Genomic DNA, 19,315 nt, shown 5'->3' with positions numbered 1-19,315 from the left:
CACTCCATGGGTGTAGACCTTAATGGCCACGTGGTCAGCGTCGGCACCGTCCCTGTGCAGCCCGAGTTCGAGCCTTTACTGAAGGATGTGTTGGCGACGCTTTCACAGCCCGCATTCGGCCTGGAGGGTATCTACCTGTACGGCAGTGTCGCCCGGGGTGATGCCCATGCCGAAGCGTCCGATCTCGATCTCACCCTGATCCTGCGTGATCCACCCCAGGCCGCGGTGCTTGAACAGCTTGAGCTGGCGCGGCTGGCGCTGGAACAGCGGCATTCCTGTGTCAGCAAAATCGATTTCGACATCGGCCACCGCGCACAGGTATTGGCGCCGGAAAACCACCATCGCTGGGGCTTCTGGCTCAAGCATCATTGCCGGTGTGTGTGGGGCGATGACCTTGGGTTGCGGTTCGGGCCATTCCGGCCAAGCCGGGACATCGCCCTGGCGCTCAACGGTGATTTTGCGCAGGTGTTGTCAGGCTATCGCGCGTCTATCCTGCAGGCCGCGAACACACCGCAGCGCCTGCGCTTGCAGCGCGAAGCCGCACGCAAGTTGATCCGCTCCACGCATACGCTGCGTTCACCCGACGCACTGATGTGGCCGCAAACGCTGGAGGAGCATGTGACGCTGTTCACCCAGCGTTATCCCACCAGGGTCGCGCAAATCGCGTATTTTCTCTTCGAAGCCAGAAACCCAAGCGCCGAGTGCGCGGCATTTTTGCAGCGTCTTGACGCTTTTGTTGCGTGGATGGCTTCGCAGTCGGAATAAATCAACACCTGGGGGCAGGAGGGCGATCGGCACAACTGAAACGGTGTAGGCGCGTAGCGATTTGTTCGATGCATCCAGCATTTGCCTTTACACTGCGGGCCCCGATTTTCAGCAAGGATGCTTTGAATGCGTTCGCTCGTCAGCGCCGTATGCCTGTTTATGACCTTTTCGGCCAATGCCCTGGCCGAGCCGCGCTCGTTTTCGCTCAACGATCCCAGCGGTCATTACCTGGTGGAAGTCCTGTTCCCGGATGCGCCTCAAGACCTGCAACAACTGGCACCGGCACTTATTACCCTGCGCGACAAAGCCACCCTCGACATCCTGCAGCAGTTGCACACCCCGGCCGGCAATTTGCCGCTGGACCAGAACGGCAAGACCGATGCCTATCGTTTGATGGGGCAGTACGGTCTGCTGTACTTCCTGGATATCGACGCCGACGGCCGCCAGGATGTGGCGATCCGCAACGGCAGCAGCGACGATGACGACAGTCAGTACCACTACGATGTCTACCTGCAGGACCCGCAGCAAACGCAATGGCGGCGCAATGGCCCGTTGTCGGCGCTGGCGAACGAAACCTTCGGCGGGATGTTTTCGGTCACCCCGAACGACGGCATCATCCATTCCCAATCCGACCGAGGTTGCTGCTGGACTCGTGCCAGTCGCTTGCAGATGCGCGGCGGCGAGTTGGTGCGACTCGGTGCCTACACCCAGGAGCAGGTCCCGCCCACAGAGTTTGGCGAAAACTCCAGCATGCCCGGCGGCTATATGCTGCGCACCACCGGCGAGTGGAAAGACGGCCAGTGGGTGGAGACTTCCCGGCTCGAAGGGCCGGTCAACGAAGACCCGCAATACCTGGTCGGTACGCTCGACGGCAAGATCCCGGTGCAGCTTTGGTACCAGCAGCAGGGCGCGGTGCTGATTGGCGAGTTGCGTTATACCAGGAGCGGCAGCGGCAACCCGATCAAGCTGGTGGGCGACCAGGACGAGTACGATGGCAAGCCGTTTGTGTACCTGCACGAGTATGCCGATGACGGCCATCAAACCGGCATCTGGCGCATCACCCGGCAGACCGTCGCACCTTATCTCTACAGCGGTACCTGGGTCAGCGACGCCAAGGGCAGCCCGCGCGAACTGGCCATCGACCTGCGCTACGAGGACCGCGAGCCGGAATACAAAAAACTCGGCGATGTACCCCTCGACCAGCGCAGTGGCCACTACCAGATGCGCGATGACTTCCTGGGCCGCGACGGTGACCTGGAGCTGAACATCCTGCCCGAGCGCGATGCCCAGGGCCGGGAAATCGCCGAATTGAGCCTGACGCTCAAAGACGCCGGCACCTCCAAAGTGATCGTCACGGCGCAGCACCGCGTGCCGATGGAAACCGACAACCTGATCATCGTGCGTGAACCCCTGGCGCCCAAATCCAACGGGCCATATCACATTCAACTGGTGAAGAACTTTGCCGTGATCAATCACAACTCGGCGCCGGACGCGCAGGATTATCTGACCGGAATGTACCGCAGGCAGCCGCGTTGACGCCCGATAACCCAAGACACAGGTGATTGCCCACCTACGCACGGAACCGTTACCCTCGGTTTTGACTTTACTAGCCACCGACCGTAACAGTGAGTCACGGTCTGCACCGAATCAGGACGATGAACGACTACTCTCTGAAGCTTGCCAACTACTGGCGAAACTCGCTGGCCGACGCGGAAAACGGCAACGGTGCCCTGTCCCCCAGCCATGTCAAAACCTACGCGGTCGTACCTTTGGCCGCCCTGGCCGCCGGTTGTCTGCCGGTCGAGCAGGTGGACCTGCTATTCGCCGGCGAACCGGCGCAACGGCTCCATGTAGATGTCACGCTGCGCCCGTTTGTGTATGCCTCACGCCAGGAACACCGCATGGCGCGCAGAGGGTTGCCGGCCTTTATCACACCGATCATTTGCCGGGTGTCAGTCACCCGTGACGGGCTCATCTATCCGACCGGGCCCACGCTGGTACCCCGCGACATCCTGGAACCGTTGGACCGCGACAATTTCACCATCGGCGCCCAACCTGACCTGGACAGGTTTTTAACCGCGCAAGACGTGTCCCGGTTCGAAGTGCCAGCCCCCGGCACAGAGGTGCAGCCGGACGAATATCGTGACAAATGGCTCACCTACCTGCGTTATTGCAAGACGATGTTCCAAACGGTGTGCAACGCCTGGAACGGCGCGGACGACGGGTTCGATCCGGCCAGCTATTGCTACGTGTTCAAGGAGCAGAAGGCGGACGGTTTCAGCCGCAATATCGTTGCGCTTTACGATCACTTGCGCCTCGGTAAGCCGGAGGCGCCGTTGTACGAGCGCTTTGCACAACGCGAACCCACGCCCGATGAACCCTGCCTGCCCGCCAATGGCCTGTTCGCCGGACGAGGCGGGCATGCCGGTGACGAATACGCGCTGGCGCCGGCTCAACGCGACAGCCTTGCGCACCTGCTGGCGGGTAACACCGGGGATATCCTCGCGGTCAACGGGCCGCCGGGCACCGGCAAGACCACGCTGCTGTTGTCCGTCGTCGCATCGCTCTGGGCCAGGGCCGCAGCCGAGGGCGGCGAGCCGCCGGTGATCGTTGCCAGTTCGACGAACAATCAGGCGGTCACCAACATCATCAAGGCGTTCGGTAAAGACTTCTCCGAAGGCACCGGCCCCTTTGCAGGGCGCTGGCTTCCCGATATCAGCAGCTTTGGCGCCTACTTTCCGACGGCCTCGGCGGAAGCGGAGATGGCCCGCACCTACCAGACCAAGAGCTTTTACCTGGCGCTGGAGACACAGGCCTATGTCGATAAAGCGCAGCAGGCTTATCTGGAGCACGCCGCCATCGCTTTTGCGGGACAGTCGCAGCCCACGCTCAAGGGCACCGTCGACGCGCTTCAGGCGCGGATTCGCCTGCGCCTGCAGCAACTGAGTGATATCGAGCAGGGGTGGGCCCGATTGCGGGTGGCGCGCGACGCCCTCAAGGCCGTGCTTGGCGATGATCCACAGGCGGCGATTGCGGGTCTTGACGCTCAACTGCGCGGGCTGTCCGAGCGGCTGGAGAATGCCAAGGCACGCCTGAAAGCCTTCAGGCATTACCTGGCCCATGAGTCATTGCTGTATACGCTGTTCGGCTGGTTCGGCCCGATTGCCGCCAAGCGCCTGCGCCTGGCCAAACTGCACATCGATGAGGCTGACGCACAGCTGCAGGATGCCACCGATGTGCATGACATAGAGCGCCGATTGACGGCTGCGGTGGCGCATCACGCACAAAGCCTGAAAACCCTCGAAACCCAGCGTGAGCGTGTGGAGCAATTGCTGCGTGACGAACAGCGTGAACTGTCGAACTGGCAGGCGGTGATTGGCCGGTTACCCCAGGCCGCCGGCAAGCCCGCCGCGCTGGTGACGTTGGAAGATTGCGACCGTTGGGCCGACACCTCATTGCGCTTCGAGACCTTCCTGCTGACCACGCATTATTGGGAGGGCCGTTGGCTGCTGGAAGTCATCGACGAGCTGCCGCTGATTCTCAAAAGTCGCAACAAAACCGGCCGCAAGACGTTGGAGAAAAACTGGCGCCGCTGGATGAAGCTCACGCCCTGCGTCGTGGCCACGTTTTACCGGCTGCCCGCAGAGCTGTCTTGCAAGCGCCATGACGGCAATGGCGATGTCGACGATTACGCGCTGAATTTCATCGACCTGTTGATCGTGGACGAAGCCGGCCAGGTGCTGCCCGAGGTGGCGGCGCCGTCGTTCGCCCTGGCGCGGCAAGCGCTGGTGATTGGCGACACCCAGCAGATCGAACCTATCTGGTCGGTGCCGCCGGCGGTGGATATCGGCAATCTGCTCGCCGCCGGCCTGGTGTCGCGCAGCCGCGTGGACGATGAGTACGAGGCCTTTTGTGACAGCGGACGCAGCGCTGCCAGTGGCAGCGTCATGGCGATTGCGCAGTCCACCAGCCGCTATCATTACGACCGCGACCTGGCGCGCGGCCTTTACCTGTACGAACACCGCCGGTGTTATGACTCGATCATCGATTACTGCAACGCGCTCTGCTACAAGGGCAAGCTGCAACCGCGACGCGGCGCCAAGCCCGACGGCGGCCTGCCGGGGCTGGGGTACCTGCATATCGACGGGATGTGCCAGCAGAAGCAGGGTGGCAGCCGCCATAACCTGCTGGAAGCCCAGACCATCGCCGCCTGGATCAAGGCCCATGAACAGCAACTCACCCAGCGCTACGGCAAGGCACTCTGGGAAATCCTCGGGGTGATCACACCGTTCGGCGCCCAGACGCAGGCCATTACTGAAGCGTGCAGCGCGCTGGGTATTCGTACCGGCAAAGGCGACGGCGAACTCACCGTGGGCACCGTGCATTCCTTCCAGGGCGCCGAACGGCCGGTGGTGATTTTTTCCGCAGTGTATTCCAAGCACGCCGACGGGCCTTTTATCGACCGCCGCGACAGCATGCTGAACGTGGCCGTCTCCCGCGCCAAGGACAGTTTCCTGGTGTTCGGCGATATGGACTTGTTCAGCCAGGTACCCGCCAGCAAGCCGCGCGGGAGGCTGGCGCAGTACCTGCTGAACAACCCGGAGAATGAGCTCGCATTCGATTTCCAACCCCGGGCGGATTTGCTCACGGTGCGCACCGGCTTGAGCCACCTGCATGAATTTGCCGAGCATGATCGGTTCCTGTTGCAGACGCTGGAAACCGCGCAACAGCAGGTCCAGATCGTGACGCCTTGGGTGCGGCTGCGCGGGATGCACGAAAGCGGCGCCCTCCAGGCCATGTGCGGTACCGTCCAGCGCGGGGTGCCCGTAACGGTGTATACCGACTTGCGCTTCAACACAGACATCGGCCACGGCAAGCCCGACGGTGATCCAGGCAAAATCGCCGAATTCAAGGATGCGCTTGCGACCCTCAAGCGTCACGATGTGCAAGTGCGCGTGGTCAACAAGGTGCACAGCAAACTGGTGATGGCCGATGAGCAGTTGCTGTGTGTTGGGTCGTTCAATTGGTTGAGCGCGGCGCGCTCGGGCGATTACGTGCACCATGAAACGTCCATGGTCTACCACGGGCCGGACGTCAGCAGCGAGCTGGCCATCAACCGCAGGAGCCTGGCGCAACGCCTGAGCTCAAGCCAGCCCTAGTCCCGCGCAACGCTATGCCAGCGGCCACAGGCGGTTGGCATAGCGCTACCGATCAGCAGCCCATGCGCAAAACCCTGCGACTTCCCGGTGAAAATCTTCATAATGGCGGCCATTTTGTTTAGCCCGTTATTCTGGTGTGCCCGCATGGAAATTAAGGTCAACTTTCTCGACAACCTTCGGCTTGAAGCCAAGTTCGATGATTTCACGGTGATTGCCGACCAGCCGATTCGCTACAAGGGCGACGGTTCGGCGCCGGGGCCATTCGATTACTTCCTGGCTTCGTCGGCGTTGTGCGCGGCGTACTTCGTGAAGCTGTACTGCGCCACGCGCAATATTCCCACGGACAATATTCGCCTGTCGCAGAACAACATCGTCGACCCGGAAAACCGCTACAACCAGATCTTCAAGATCCAGGTCGAGCTGCCGGCGGACATTTCCGACAAGGACCGTCAAGGCATCCTGCGTTCCATCGACCGTTGCACCGTGAAGAAAGTGGTGCAGGCCGGGCCAGAGTTCGTGATCGAGCAAGTGGACAACCTCGACGCCGACGCCCAGGCGTTGTTGATGCCGAACTCGACGTCGGAGGCGGGCACCTACATCGCCGGCAAGGACCTGCCGCTGGAGCAGACCATTGCCAATATGTCGGCGATCCTCGCGGGCCTGGGCATGAAGATCGAGATCGCCTCGTGGCGCAATATCGTGCCCAATGTCTGGTCGCTGCATGTGCGCGATGCCCACTCGCCGATGTGTTTCACCAACGGCAAGGGTGCGACCAAGGAGGGCGCGCTGGCATCGGCACTGGGCGAGTTTATCGAGCGGCTCAACTGCAACTTCTTCTACAACGACCAGTTCTGGGGCGAAGAGCTGGCCAATGCGCCGTTCGTGCATTACCCGGATGAGCGCTGGTTCCAGCCGGGCCCCAACGACGAGCTGCCGAGCGAGATCCTCGACGCTTACTGCCGCAAGGTCTACGACCGCGAAGGCGAACTGCGCGGTTCGCACCTGTTCGACACCAACTCCGGTAACGAAGCGCGGGGCATTGTCTCGCTGCCGTTCGTGCGCCAGTCCGATGGCGAAGTGGTGTATTTCCCGTCCAACCTGATCGAAAACCTCTACCTGAGCAACGGCATGAGCGCCGGCAACACCTTGGCCGAAGCCCAGGTGCAGTGCCTGTCGGAGATTTTCGAGCGGGCGGTGAAGCGCGAAATCATCGAAGGTGAATTTGCCCTGCCGGACGTACCTGCCGAGGTATTGGCCAAATACCCCGGCATCCTCGCCGGTATTGAAGGCCTGGAGGCCCAGGGCTTCCCGGTGCTGGTCAAGGATGCGTCCCTGGGCGGTGAATTCCCGGTGATGTGCGTGACCCTGATGAACCCGCGCACCGGCGGTGTCTTCGCCTCGTTCGGCGCGCACCCAAGCTTTGAAGTGGCGCTGGAGCGCAGCCTCACCGAACTGCTGCAAGGCCGCAGTTTCGAAGGCCTGAACGACTTGCCGCAGCCGACCTTCGAAGGCCAGGCGGTTACCGAGCCGAACAACTTCGTCGAGCACTTTATCGACTCCAGCGGGGTGGTGTCGTGGCGCTTTTTCAGCGCCCGATCGGACTACGAATTCGTCGAATGGGACTTCTCCGGCCACGGCGAAGACTCCAATGCCCAGGAGGCCGCAACGCTGTTCGGCATCCTGGAAGGCATGGGCAAAGAATCGTACATGGCGGTTTACCAACACCTGGGCGCCACCGCCTGCCGCATCCTGGTGCCGGACTATTCGGAAATCTACCCGGTGGACGACCTGATCTGGGACAACACCAACAAGGCACTGTTTTTCCGCGAAGACATCCTCAACCTGCACCGCCTTGATGAGGACGCGTTGCAGGCCTTGGTCGAGCGCCTGATCGAAAGCGAGCTGGACGACTACACGGATATCACCACGCTGATCGGCATCGAGTTCGACGACAACACCGCGTGGGGCCAACTGACCATCCTGGAATTGAAACTGCTGATCTTCCTGGCGTTGAAGCAGTATGAAGAGGCCAAGGAGTGCGTGGAAATGTTCCTGCAGTACAACGACAACACCGTCGAGCGTGGGCTGTTCTACCAGGCGATGAATGCGGTGCTGGAAATGGAACTGGACGACGACCTGGAACTGGCCGACTACGAAGCCAACTTCCGGCGCATGTTCGGCAATGAGCGCATGGACGCGGTGATCGGCTCGGTCGAGGGCAGTGTGCGCTTTTACGGGCTGACACCGACCAGCATGAAGCTCGAAGGGCTGGACCGGCATTTGCGCTTGATCGACAGCTACAAGAAGCTGCATGCGGCGCGGGCCAACGTCATTCTTGGCTGATGTACACCGTCAATGTGGGAGGGGGCTTGCCCCCGATAGCGGTGGGTCAGTTGCAAATAAACTGACTGACACACCGCCATCGGGAGCAAGCCCCCTCCCACAGTTTGAGCGATGTTTGAGCTGGGATGCGTGCCAGGGCCTGGGGCCAGATCTGCCCGTGCGGCCTAACATCAGCTGATTTGCACAATCAGTGTGGGAGGGGGCTTGCCCCCGATAGCAGTGGGTCAGATGTGAATAAGCCGACTGACACACCGCTATCGGGAGCCCCCTCCCAGATTTGATTGATGCCTGACTTTAGATGTGTGCCAGGGCTTGGGCCAAATCTGCGCGCAGATCTTCCACATCCTCAACCCCCACCGACAAACGCACCAACCCGTCACCAATCCCCAACTGCGCCCGCGTCGCCGCCGGGATGCTGGCGTGGGTCATGATCGCCGGGTGTTCGATCAGGCTTTCCACGCCACCCAGACTCTCGGCCAGGGCGAAGATGTTCACATTTTCCAGAAAGCGTGTGGCGCCCGCCAGGTCGCTGTTCAAGTCCACCGAAATCATCCCGCCAAACCCGTGCATCTGCCGTTTGGCCAGTTCGTGCTGCGGGTGGGATTCAAGGCCTGGGTAGTACACCCGCGCCACCTGCGGCTGCTGTTCCAGCCAGGTCGCCAGTTCCAGCGCGTTGCGGCAGTGGCGCTCCATGCGCAGGGCCAGGGTTTTCACGCCGCGCAGGGTCAGGAAGGCGTCGAAGGGGCCGGCGATGGCGCCCACCGAGTTTTGCAGAAAGCCCAGGCGTTCGGCCAATTCCGGGTTGTCGCCGACAACGGCGATGCCGCCGATCACATCCGAGTGGCCGTTCAGGTACTTGGTGGTGGAGTGCACGACGATATCGCACCCCAGCTCCAGCGGGCGCTGGATCCACGGGCTGGCGAAGGTATTGTCGGCCACACAGAGAATGCCGCGCGCACGGCACACGCGGGCAATGGCGTTGAGGTCGGTGAGGCTCAGCAGCGGGTTACTCGGGGTTTCGACCCAGACCATGCGCGTGTTGTCTTGCAGCGCCGCTTCGAAGGCCGACACGTCACTCAAGTCTACGTAGCTGAACCTGTGGCCGGCGCTGCGCTGGCGCACCTTGTCGAACAGGCGGAAGCTGCCGCCGTACAGGTCATTGCCGGAAACGATGTGCGCACCGGCATCGAGCAACTCCAGCACCGTGGAAATCGCCGCCAGCCCCGAGGCGAACGCGAAGGCCTGAGTGCCGCCTTCAAGGTCGGCCACGCAACGCTCCAGCGCAAAGCGCGTGGGGTTGTGGGAGCGCCCGTAGTCGAAGCCTTTGTGCACGCCAGGGCTGTCTTGCAGGTAGGTGGAGTTGGCATAGATCGGCGGCATCAGCGCGCCCGTGGTCGGGTCGGGGGACTGTCCGGCATGGATCACACGGGTGGCAAACGCGCTTTTATCGGGCTGACTCATGCAAGGGATCTCCGTAGATGGTTGAGCAGGTCGACGCGGGTGATCAGGCCATGGAAGCCCGAGGCGTCGGCAATGATGGCGACCAGGCCGCGATCCAGTTCCGCCTGCAGTTCGGCCAGGCTGGCGCTGGGGGCCAGGGTGTGTGGGGTGCGGGTCATGGCGCTGGCCACGCTCATGGAAAAATGCGCGGCGTCCTGATGCAGGCCCAGCAGCAGGTCGGACTCGTCGATGACCCCGGCCAGTTGCTGGCCGTCGACCAATACCGGCAGTTGCGAGACATCCGCCAGGCGCATGCGCTGGAAGGCGGTAAGCAGGGTGTCGTCGGGGCTGACGCTGATCACCCGGCCATCTTCGAAGCGGCGGGCGATCAGGTCGCGCAGGTCGCCGTAATGCTTGTACTGCAACAGCCCGGCGTCATTCATCCACTGGTCGTTGTAGACCTTGGACAGGTAGCGCGTGCCGGTGTCGCACACGAACGTCACCACGCGCTTGGGTTCGGTTTGCTCGCGGCAATAGCGCAGCGCGGCGGCGAGCAGGGTGCCGGTGGACGAGCCGCCCAGAATGCCTTCGGCCTTGAGCAGTTGGCGGGCATGGTCGAAGCTTTCTTCATCGCTGATCGAGTAGGCGTGGCGCACGCTGGACAGGTCGGCAATCGACGGAATGAAATCCTCGCCGATGCCTTCGACGGCCCAGGAACCCGGGGTTTCAAGCTGGCCGCTGCGGCTGTATTCGGCCATCACCGAACCCACCGGATCGGCCAGCACCATGGCCAGTTCGGGCTGCACGCGCTTGAAGAAACGGGTCAGGCCGGTAAGGGTGCCGGCCGAGCCGACGCCCACCACAATCGCATCGACATCATGCTGGGTCTGCGCCCAGATCTCCGGTGCGGTGCTGGTTTCATGGGCCAGCGGATTGGCCGGGTTGTTGAATTGATCGGCAAAGAACGAGCCCGGAATATCCTTGGCCAGGCGCGCCGCCACGTCCTGGTAATACTCGGGATGGCCCTTGCCCACATCCGAGCGGGTGATATGCACCTCGGCGCCCATGGCCTTGAGGTGCAGCACCTTTTCCGTGGACATCTTGTCCGGCACCACCAGCACCACCCGATAGCCCTTGGCCCGACCGACCAGCGCCAGGCCCAGGCCGGTGTTGCCGGCGGTGGCTTCGATAATGGTGCCGCCGGGGCACAGGCGGCCGTCGCGCTCGGCGGCGTCGATCATGGCCAGGCCGATACGGTCCTTGATGGAGCCGCCGGGGTTTTGCGATTCAAGCTTGAGAAACAGCGTGCAGGGGCCGGTGTCGAAGCGGCTGACCTTGACCAGCGGCGTGTTGCCAATCAGTTCAAGTACGGCGGGGCGGGAGAGGGTAGGCATGTCGTCACCTGGGTTACGGGATGGGCACAGGGTGGGGGACAGCAAATTACTGCATGGCTTGAAACATAGGCCGCTATCGCCAGGCTCGCAACCGAGCGGTCCGATGCATGACTTTTTTTGGCGCATGGGCGATGGGGAGGTGGGACAGGTGATGAGCAAATGTGGGAGCGCACGAGCCTTGGCGAGGCCGCGAAGGCGGCGGCACTGCTGGCATTCACGTTGCCTGACCTACCGCCATCGCGGCCTCGCCAAGGCTCGAGCGCTCCCACACCGTCAGTGGGCGTTGCCTCACAACTGCTCGGCGATCGCAGCCTTGTCAATCACCGACCAGACGCGAGCGAATTTACCGTCGACGCATTCATAGAACACGTTCTCGTCGAACACGACCGTCTTGCCATTGATCGGCAGCCCGAAAAACTCACCCCTGGGGCTGACCCGAAAGTTCAGCCGACTGGCGACCGTCGGCGGGTCGGCAACCAGCAACTGAATGCGGAACGCCAGGTCGGGAATCTCCCGGAAGTCCCGCTCCAGCATCGCCCGATAACCCTCCAGGCCGACCCGGCTCGCGTTGTAGGTGACATCGGCGTGAACAAAATCACCCAGGTGCTGCCAATCCTGGCGATTCAGACAATCGATATAGCTTTCGTAGAAGCTGGCGAGTTGGTCGCGGGTCATGGGCTACTCTCTTCGGTTAAACGCGCTCATCCACTGTCGTCGGAAAATGGATGTCGGCGCAAGTGCGTGACCCCTTACGCCGCGAACGCCAGCCCAACCCCAGCACCATCAGCAAACCCAGCCCTGCCATCAGCGCACCGGCCAGGGAAATGGCCGGATAGCCCAAGCCGGCGTTGATCACCGCGCCGCCCACTGCCGCGCCAATCGCGTTGCCGAAATTGAAGGCACCGATGTTCATCGCCGAGGCCAGGTTGGGCGCAGCTTTGGCGGCCTCCATCACACGCATCTGCAACGGCGGCACCAGGGCAAAGCTGGCGGCGCCCCACAGCAGGATCGACAAGGCGGCCGGCAGCGGCCATTGCATCAGCACCGAGAAAGCCAGCAGCACGGCAATCAACACCACCAACGACGTAATGAGCGTACGGTCCACCGAGCGGTCCGCAGATTTGCCGCCCCACACGTTGCCCAGGGTCAGCCCGATACCGAACAGCACGAGCATGCCAGTGACGAAGTTAGTCGATGCGTGAGTAACGTCGCGCAAAATTGGCGCGATGTAAGTGAACACCGTAAACATCGCACTGGAGCCCACCACCGTCAGCGCCAACGCCGCCAGCACCGGCCCGCGACCCAGCACGCGAATCTCCGCCATCAGGCTGCCGCCTTTGGGCGCGGGCGCATTCGGCAATGCCCACCAGAGCGCCGCCATCACCACCGCGCCGAGCCCGCTGATGCCCCAGAACGCCGTGCGCCAGCCGAAGTTCTCACCAAACCAGGTCGCCAGCGGCACGCCTCCGATGGTCGCCAGGGTCAGCCCCAGAAACATCGCCGCGACCGCACCCGCGCGCTTTTCCGGTGCTACTACACTTGCCGCCACAATCGCGCCAATGCCGAAGAACGCCCCGTGGTTCAGCGACGTCACTAGCCTGGCGATCATCAAGGTCTGGTAATTGGTCGCCAGCGCCGACAGCAAATTACCCAGGGTGAAAATCGCCATCAGCCCGATCAGCAGATAACGGCGCGGCACCCTGGCCGTCGCCAGCGTCATGATCGGCGCACCGATCAGCACGCCCATGGCGTAGGCGCTCACCAACAGCCCGGCGGCGGGAATGGATACGCCAAGATCGGCGGCAATACCGGGCAACATGCCCATGGGTGCAAACTCGGTGACCCCGATGCCAAAGGCACCGACGGACAACGCTACAAGGGGTGGATTGATACGCATGGGTGACTCCTCATCTGTGTGCCGAATGCTACAATCCAGCCTTTTCCAGCAGTAGCCCCTGGTTGGGAACTACACCTTTGCGCAGGAGGCAAAAATGGACATGGCCGGCCGCTCAGGCGAGATGGAAGTGTTCACCCTGGTCGCCGAACACGGCAGCCTGTCCGGCGCGGCGCGCGCCCTGGGGCTGACGCCATCCTCCATCAGCCGCATCATCACCCGCACCGAACAGCGCATCGGCACCCGGCTACTGCTGCGCACCACCCGCGCCATCACCTTCACCGCCGAAGGCGAAGCCTACCTGCGCGGCGCCCGGCGCATCCTCGCGGACATGGCCGAAGTCGAAGACGCCATCACCGACCAGGGCGCCCCACGCGGCCGCTTGCGAGTCAGCGCGGCACTGGCCCATGGCCGCATGACTATCGTTCCACTGGTCGCCGCCTTCAGCGCCCGCTATCCCGCCATCGTGGTCGACCTGATGCTCGGCGACGAAGTGGTGGACATCCTCGGCGGCCAGGCAGACGTGGCCATCCGCTTCGGCCCACTCCCCGACAGCCCCTTGACCGCCCGCCATATCGGCGCCACCGGCCAAGTCATCGTCGCCTCCCCGGACTACCTGGCCCGGCACGGCACCCCGGTGACGCCGCAGGACCTACTTCAGCACAACTGCCTGCGCTTCAACTTCCGCCGGGCGGCTCCCGACTGGCCGTTTCGCATGGACGGGCGGGAGTTTTCTTTAAAGGTGGCGGGAACGATTGAGGGGAACAGCGGCGAGGCATTGGCGCAATTGGCGAAGCTGGGGGCGGGGATTGCGCGAGTAGGGACGTTCAGCGTGGCGCAGGATATTGAACGCGGGGATCTGGTGCCGTTGCTGGAGGCATATAACCCGGGGGATGTGGAGCCGATTCATGCGGTGTTTGTGGGGGGCACGGCGATGCCGGCGCGGGTGAGGGCGTTTGTGGATTTTTTGCTGGAGCGGCATGAGGATTGACGATATCCCTGGCTGTATCGCTTGGCGGATAGTGGGTATATGTCGGTCAAGCCCGGGGGCTACGGTGATCATTCATGACGCCGGGACCGGCGAAGAACTGCGCAGTTTCCTGCTTCTGACGAAGGGCTTGAGTCGGCTAAAAGCGGACACCAGGAGCGTCTACGAAACCCGGAGCGATTCACGCTCGGCCCAAAGCGGCCTGTCAATAAAGGAGAATTCCCTAAAACCGCGTCCATCCGTCACATCCCCCTCCAGCCCCCACCCAACCGGCCGATAACCCTACCAATCGCGTGCCTACCCCTATCCCCCCAAATCGAGTCCACCACATGAACCCACTCTCCCGTCTAAAAAAAGCCCGGGGTGATCGTCAAGGCACCGCCACGCTCACCAGCACTGCCAACGATCTGGACGCCTCCCTCACCGCCTTACGTATCACCCCCACCCTGATCACCGGCTTTATCTCGCCGCATCTGGACATCGACGTAATCTCCACCAAGCTCACACGCCGCTTCCCCCAATCCACCATCAGCCTGTGCACCACCTCCGGCGAACTCTGCAATGCACCCAATTCGCTGTATTGCGCCACGGGCGAGCGCTGGGACCGGGTTGTATTGCAGCTGTTCGACGACAGTCTGATCGCCTCGGCCGAGGTGGTGATGGTGCCGTTGGAGTGTGAGGACATTCGCGGTGGCGGTAAGCGGTTGGGGATGCAGGAGCGGATTGCCAAGTTGGTGGCCAATATCAAGCGAGTGCAGGTACGCATGTCGATTGATCATCGCGATACGTTGGCGTATGTGGTGTTCGACGGGTTGTCGGCGTCGGAGTCGTTCTTTATGGAGGCGCTGTATGAGTCGGGGCGGTTTCCTTGTTTGTTTGTAGGGGGATCGGCCGGGGGTAAGTCGGATTTCCAGAAGACGCTGATTCATGACGGTCAGCGCAGTTATCAGAACCATGCGCAGATTGTGTTCCTGAAGACTGCGGCAAATGTGCGGTTTGGGGTGTTCAAGAGCCAGAACTTCAAACCGGCGGATTTGACCTTCAGTGTGCTGACCGCGTCGGTGGAGGACCGCACGATTGACCAGGTGATCGACAGCAACGGCAATATCAAGAGCATGGTGCAAGCGCTGTGTGATGCGTTCAGTTGCGTGCCCCAGGCGCTGGAGTCGAAGCTGGCGGACTATTCGTTTGCGATTCGGGTGGGCAGTGAGTTGTTTGTACGATCCATCGCGCGCATCGATTATGAGCAGCAGATCGTGCAGTTGTTTTGCGACGTGGCGCCGGGCGAGGAATTGGTGATGGTGCGGCGTACGCCGTTGCGTGAGGCGACGCGCCTGGACTATGAGCAGTTCCTGCGCGGCAAGGGTGGCCAGCCGGTGGCGGGGATTTTGAATGACTGCATTTTGCGCCGGCTGAACAACGGCGCCGAGCTGGGCAGCATGGCCGGCATTTTTGGTGATGTACCGTTGGCGGGTTTTTCGACCTTTGGGGAGATTTTGGGCTTGAACCTGAATCAGACGCTGACTGCGATTTTCTTCTTTCGGGTGGCCAAGGGTGCGAGTTTCAGTGATGAGTACGTGGACAATTTCATCGCTCATTACGGCGAGTTCAAGGCGTTTTTCCTACGGCGCCAGGTGAAGAAGTTGGCGGGGTTGAACCATGTGGTGGTCAAGCAGATTACCGCGTTCAAGAACAATGATTTCAGCAATACCCTCAATACCCGTGGGCTGGACCGCAATATCCTGCCGGTGTTCGAAGGCTTGGCAGACTTAGGCATGGTGTTGGCCCATGCCGAGCGTCAGCAGGAGGACATCGCCGCGCAGCTCAAGCATTACTCGGGTGAGTTGCACGCGTCGATGGATGAACTTGTGGGTACGATCAACCAGCAGAACGCCGTGTCTGCCCAGGCCGGGACAACGGTGGAAGGGCTTTCCAGCCAGGCGGATGTGGCGGTGGAAGGTGCGCGCACGCTGGCCGGGTCGAGTTTGCGTATCCAGTCGATTGTGCAGGTGATCCAGCAGATCGCCGGGCAGACCAACCTGCTGGCGCTTAACGCCGCCATTGAGGCGGCGCGCGCGGGCGACCTGGGCCGGGGTTTTGCGGTGGTGGCGGATGAAGTGCGCAAACTGGCGGAAATCACCCGTAAGAATGCGGCGGAAATCGGTGTGGATATTGACCTGCTGTCCAGTGAGATCCAGCGTGTTGCCCAGCAGATCGAAGACCAATCCACCGGCGTCGGCGCGTTGCGCGAAATGCTCGATGCACTGGGGGCGTCGAGCCGCGCGACCGAGGGTACGGCGCAACGCACTAAAACCATTGCGGATACGTTGACCGGGCTCACCCATGCGTAGGCGCAAGTCGAGTCGCCAGGGCTACAACGCTTATCCGCAATAATCGGTTGAAAAAGCATCATCAAAGCGGCTGCGGGGCGTAGCGAACGTCAGGACTGCGCCCCTGGCGGATGGCCGAAATACGCCTTATAGGCATGATTGAAGTTGGCAGGGTTGGCGTAGCCCAGACGGTGGGCAATCTGTGCCACGTGCCATTTGCGCTGGCGCAGCAGGTTGCGCGCCAGTTCCAGGCGCTGTTGGCGCACGTAATCGAGCATCGACTGGCCGTACACCCGGCTGAAGGCGCGTCTCAGGGTGGTTTCACCCACGCCCAGTTCCCGTGCCAGCGCCAGAGTGCCGGGTGGGTTCATCAGGTTGGCGTCGAGCTTGAAGCGTGCTTCGTGTGCCAGGTCCGAATGGCTGCGCAACGCGGTCTCAGGGGTGGCCGGCTGTGGCGCCAGGTGCGTCGCCAGCTCGACCAGCACGGCCAGGCTCAGGCTTTCCTGATTCAGCCGTTCCAACGTGCCCTGGTAGGGCGAGTGATAAAGGCGCTCGAACAAACGCCCGACGACACGGCAGCCGTGCAGTTCTGAAAAGTGCATGCCATCGTCGAGCAGCCTGGCCAGCGATTGCAGTGACGGGTCTTCTTCGGCCAATTCGCGCAGGTAGTCGCCGCCGATGCGCAGCCCGGCCATGCGCGCATGGCTGCCGGCAGGCATCTGGTCCATGGCTTCCATGCTTTCGCTCAAGCCCAGCACATGAGGCGCGCCGAGGGTGTATTCATTTAGCCGACCGTCTACCCGATGCTGCCATTGCCCATTCAGTACCTGCACGATGCACACGCTGTCGGGCAGCACCTTGTGGATGCGTAACGGTTCGGGGAACTGCAAATCGCAGTCGAAATATTGCAGGTGCGACCGCACAGTCTGCGCGCGGTAATGGCCGACCGCGCTGCCGATGACCTGCCGCGCGCTGGCATCGAATACACCGGCCTGGTCCAGGGCCTCTGGGTGATCGAAGCAGAAGTGGGTGTCCAGATAGGGGTTGCGGCGGTCCATTGGTAAAAGCGTCCGTCAGGGCTGGTGGGCAGCGTTGCATGATATCGACATCGGGCAGTCCGATCAGTTGTTGTGACTCACGGCCTTATTGTTGTGCGCCACGGCCGGGCCGCTTGGCACGCGCCGGAGCTTTGATTTCAATGGTTGGCTTTCAACTCTCGAGGAAGCCATAAATGTTGATGTATCGCAAGTGGGCAGCGCTGCTGGGCCTGGTTCTGGCCGTGATCGCGGGCCTCGCCCATGCTGACAATCGTCCGCAAGTCGCGGAAAAAGTGCTGGCCTATGCCGGCGAAGGCGGCGTGAAAGTCTGGACCCTGCGCATCGGTGCGCGCGGTGACAATCAGGCGCTGGTGCAGGTGGAGGGCGTGGACCATGACTGGAACATGAAGATCCAGAAAATGGCCGTGGAAAAGACCAGCAAGGACACCCGTTATTCCACCACCGTGGACGGCCAGAAATTCGTGGTGCTGGTGCTGCAACAAGGTTGGGGCGAGCTGTACCTGCCTGGCGAATCGCAGGCGCTGAACGTCGGCTATGACGAGTTCCTGTCCAGCCAAGGCAATGCACAGGCTTTCCTGACCGACTATTTGCAGGCCAACTGAGCCATGGGTCGGTTCGCGCGGTGGTCGTGGCCGCTGACGATGTTGCTGCTGCCGCTGGTACTGATGGGCTGGGCCAGTGTGCAAAGCGGGCGCGTCGATGATGTGCTGCGCGAAGCACAGGGTTTGGGCAGCGACTACGCCTGGCTGCGCGTGCGTCAGGTGCTGGCGGGGTTGGCCTACTGGCTGGCGCTCGCCGCGTTGGTGGCCGGGCCTGCGGCGTGGCTCAAGCTGAGGCTGGATGCGTGGCGCGCGCTGAAGTCCAGGGATTTTCTCTACGAACGCCTGTTCCGTTGCTGGCGTGCCTTGGGGCATTGGCTGGTGGCGTACACCGGGCTGTTGGTGGGCGCGTTGGCCCTGAGCCTGGTGTATGAACTGAGCTGGGGCTGGGACCACTTCAAGGCCGGTGGCGCGTTCATGCTGGTGGTGGCGGTGCCGCTGATTGCGGTGCTGTGGGCGGGATGTTTGTTGATCGGGCGTCTGCGCCAGCGATGGCATGCCCTGGATAGCCCGTCCTCGGCGCTTCTGGGGCAAAGGATCGGGCGTGACAAGGCCCCGGCCTTGTGGGCGTGGATTGAACAACTGGCCACAGCCACCTGCGCGCCGGTGCCCGACCATATCGTGGTGGGCATCGACCAATCGTTTTTCGTCACCAGCGTCAATGTGGCCCTGCAACCGGCCTGCGACTTGCTCTGCGGGCGTACCCTGTACCTGCCGCTGACCTACCTCTCGACCCTGAGCCAGGCCGAGACCGCGTCGATCATCGGTCATGAGCTGGGCCATTTCAGCCGCCGCGACACCGAGCGCGGCAGCCAGATCGGTGCGCAATTCAGCCTGATGTGCCTGCACTTTGCGTTTATCCGTGCCGAGGATGCCGACCCGGCGTGGATCGAGCGCCCGGCGATCTGGATGACGCAACGTTTCCTGCATTACTTTCAACTGGCGGTGCATCACTGGGGACGCGCTCAGGAATTGGTCGCGGATCGGGTGGGCGCCAATATCGGCGGTGAGCGCCTGTTCTGCCAGGCGCTGTTACGGGTGATCGCGTTGGACGGTGAAATCGCCACGCTGCTCGCCGAGCGTCACTCCAACCTGATCCAGGCGCTGGCCGACCACCTGAGCCACGCGCCGCTGCGCCTGAACGAGGCGGCGCTGGACCACGCCATCGCGCACCCTTTCGATACACACCCGCCGACGGCATTACGCCTCCAGCAACTGGGCGTAACGCTGGATGAGGCGCTGCTGGCCGAGGCCACCCGCGTGCCCACCGAGCACGACCGACACTGGTTCAGCCAACTCACCCGTACGGCGCCGCTGGCTGCCGCGCAGCCCGGATAACCGCAGA

The 19,315-nt window shown here is 62.3% G+C and carries 13 protein-coding genes; 8 read left to right on the top strand and 5 right to left on the bottom strand.

From position 1 onward, the window contains the following. The first annotated feature begins 6 nt into the window (after positions 1-6). The 4 genes from PspCFBP13528_RS17870 (at position 7) to PspCFBP13528_RS17855 (ending at position 8,267) form a co-directional block, all read left to right on the top strand. Positions 7-765: a nucleotidyltransferase domain-containing protein gene (locus PspCFBP13528_RS17870; RefSeq protein ID WP_137201073.1), complete on the top strand. Its 759-nt coding sequence runs from the start codon at positions 7-9 to the stop codon at positions 763-765. 126 nt (positions 766-891) lie between these two features. After that, on the top strand, positions 892-2,301 hold the full coding sequence (locus PspCFBP13528_RS17865; RefSeq protein WP_137201020.1) for a hypothetical protein: 1,410 nt from the start codon (positions 892-894) through the stop codon (positions 2,299-2,301). 119 nt (positions 2,302-2,420) lie between these two features. Then, entirely contained in the window at positions 2,421-5,924 is a 3,504-nt protein-coding gene (locus PspCFBP13528_RS17860; protein WP_137201018.1) for an AAA domain-containing protein, read from the top strand. A gap of 144 nt (positions 5,925-6,068) precedes the next feature. Further along, complete coding sequence (locus PspCFBP13528_RS17855) at positions 6,069-8,267, top strand: OsmC domain/YcaO domain-containing protein (RefSeq protein ID WP_137201016.1); 2,199 nt, start codon at positions 6,069-6,071, stop codon at positions 8,265-8,267. A gap of 294 nt (positions 8,268-8,561) precedes the next feature. On the opposite strand, the gene PspCFBP13528_RS17850 is transcribed toward PspCFBP13528_RS17855, so the two are convergent. The 4 genes from PspCFBP13528_RS17850 to PspCFBP13528_RS17835 form a co-directional block, all read right to left on the bottom strand. Continuing rightward, positions 8,562-9,728: a cystathionine gamma-synthase gene (locus PspCFBP13528_RS17850; protein WP_137201014.1), complete on the bottom strand. Its 1,167-nt coding sequence runs from the start codon at positions 9,726-9,728 to the stop codon at positions 8,562-8,564. After that, entirely contained in the window at positions 9,725-11,101 is a 1,377-nt protein-coding gene (locus tag PspCFBP13528_RS17845) for a cystathionine beta-synthase (protein WP_137201012.1), read from the bottom strand. Before PspCFBP13528_RS17845 ends, PspCFBP13528_RS17850 begins: the two co-directional genes overlap by 4 nt. 288 nt (positions 11,102-11,389) lie before the next feature. Further along, positions 11,390-11,776 carry an ester cyclase gene (locus PspCFBP13528_RS17840; RefSeq protein WP_137201010.1) on the bottom strand — a complete coding sequence of 129 codons (387 nt, stop codon included), beginning with the start codon at positions 11,774-11,776 and terminating at the stop codon, positions 11,390-11,392. Positions 11,777-11,792: 16 nt separating this feature from the next. After that, complete coding sequence (locus PspCFBP13528_RS17835) at positions 11,793-12,998, bottom strand: MFS transporter (protein WP_065952579.1); 1,206 nt, start codon at positions 12,996-12,998, stop codon at positions 11,793-11,795. A 94-nt stretch (positions 12,999-13,092) separates the two neighbouring features. Between PspCFBP13528_RS17835 and PspCFBP13528_RS17830 the strand changes: the two genes are divergently transcribed. Both PspCFBP13528_RS17830 and PspCFBP13528_RS17825 read left to right on the top strand, forming a co-directional pair. Further along, on the top strand, positions 13,093-13,986 hold the full coding sequence (locus PspCFBP13528_RS17830; protein WP_137201009.1) for a LysR substrate-binding domain-containing protein: 894 nt from the start codon (positions 13,093-13,095) through the stop codon (positions 13,984-13,986). Between the two features lie 326 nt (positions 13,987-14,312). After that, entirely contained in the window at positions 14,313-16,334 is a 2,022-nt protein-coding gene (locus tag PspCFBP13528_RS17825) for a methyl-accepting chemotaxis protein (RefSeq protein WP_137201007.1), read from the top strand. An 89-nt stretch (positions 16,335-16,423) separates the two neighbouring features. Here PspCFBP13528_RS17825 and PspCFBP13528_RS17820 read toward each other — a convergent pair whose 3' ends face one another. Further along, the gene (locus PspCFBP13528_RS17820) at positions 16,424-17,371 is read right to left on the bottom strand and encodes an AraC family transcriptional regulator (protein WP_065952582.1); all 948 of its coding nucleotides are present in this window, start codon (positions 17,369-17,371) and stop codon (positions 16,424-16,426) included. Positions 17,372-17,544: 173 nt separating this feature from the next. Here PspCFBP13528_RS17820 and PspCFBP13528_RS17815 point away from each other — a divergent pair, with 173 nt between their 5' ends. Continuing rightward, positions 17,545-17,973 (top strand): hypothetical protein, encoded by a 429-nt coding sequence (locus PspCFBP13528_RS17815; RefSeq protein WP_065952583.1) that lies wholly within the window; start codon positions 17,545-17,547, stop codon positions 17,971-17,973. A gap of 3 nt (positions 17,974-17,976) precedes the next feature. Beyond that, positions 17,977-19,308: a M48 family metallopeptidase gene (locus PspCFBP13528_RS17810; RefSeq protein WP_241669106.1), complete on the top strand. Its 1,332-nt coding sequence runs from the start codon at positions 17,977-17,979 to the stop codon at positions 19,306-19,308. Positions 19,309-19,315 lie beyond the last annotated feature (7 nt).

The sequence above is a fragment of the Pseudomonas sp. CFBP13528 genome, assembly GCF_005233615.1.
Lineage (GTDB): Bacteria > Pseudomonadota > Gammaproteobacteria > Pseudomonadales > Pseudomonadaceae > Aquipseudomonas > Aquipseudomonas fluorescens_AM.
Note: the sequence above shows the minus strand (reverse complement) of the source record. Positions and strands in the feature narration are given on the sequence as shown.

Bases quoted from the DNA above. Each gene is read 5' to 3' on its own strand.
- PspCFBP13528_RS17870 (WP_137201073.1), top strand. From the start codon at position 7: ATGGGTGTAGACCTTAATGGCCACGTGGTCAGCGTCGGCACCGTCCCT.
- PspCFBP13528_RS17865 (WP_137201020.1), top strand. From the start codon at position 892: ATGCGTTCGCTCGTCAGCGCCGTATGCCTGTTTATGACCTTTTCGGCC.
- PspCFBP13528_RS17860 (WP_137201018.1), top strand. From the start codon at position 2,421: ATGAACGACTACTCTCTGAAGCTTGCCAACTACTGGCGAAACTCGCTG.
- PspCFBP13528_RS17855 (WP_137201016.1), top strand. From the start codon at position 6,069: ATGGAAATTAAGGTCAACTTTCTCGACAACCTTCGGCTTGAAGCCAAG.
- PspCFBP13528_RS17850 (WP_137201014.1), bottom strand. From the start codon at position 9,728: ATGAGTCAGCCCGATAAAAGCGCGTTTGCCACCCGTGTGATCCATGCC.
- PspCFBP13528_RS17845 (WP_137201012.1), bottom strand. From the start codon at position 11,101: ATGCCTACCCTCTCCCGCCCCGCCGTACTTGAACTGATTGGCAACACG.
- PspCFBP13528_RS17840 (WP_137201010.1), bottom strand. From the start codon at position 11,776: ATGACCCGCGACCAACTCGCCAGCTTCTACGAAAGCTATATCGATTGT.
- PspCFBP13528_RS17835 (WP_065952579.1), bottom strand. From the start codon at position 12,998: ATGCGTATCAATCCACCCCTTGTAGCGTTGTCCGTCGGTGCCTTTGGC.
- PspCFBP13528_RS17830 (WP_137201009.1), top strand. From the start codon at position 13,093: ATGGACATGGCCGGCCGCTCAGGCGAGATGGAAGTGTTCACCCTGGTC.
- PspCFBP13528_RS17825 (WP_137201007.1), top strand. From the start codon at position 14,313: ATGAACCCACTCTCCCGTCTAAAAAAAGCCCGGGGTGATCGTCAAGGC.
- PspCFBP13528_RS17820 (WP_065952582.1), bottom strand. From the start codon at position 17,371: ATGGACCGCCGCAACCCCTATCTGGACACCCACTTCTGCTTCGATCAC.
- PspCFBP13528_RS17815 (WP_065952583.1), top strand. From the start codon at position 17,545: ATGTTGATGTATCGCAAGTGGGCAGCGCTGCTGGGCCTGGTTCTGGCC.
- PspCFBP13528_RS17810 (WP_241669106.1), top strand. From the start codon at position 17,977: ATGGGTCGGTTCGCGCGGTGGTCGTGGCCGCTGACGATGTTGCTGCTG.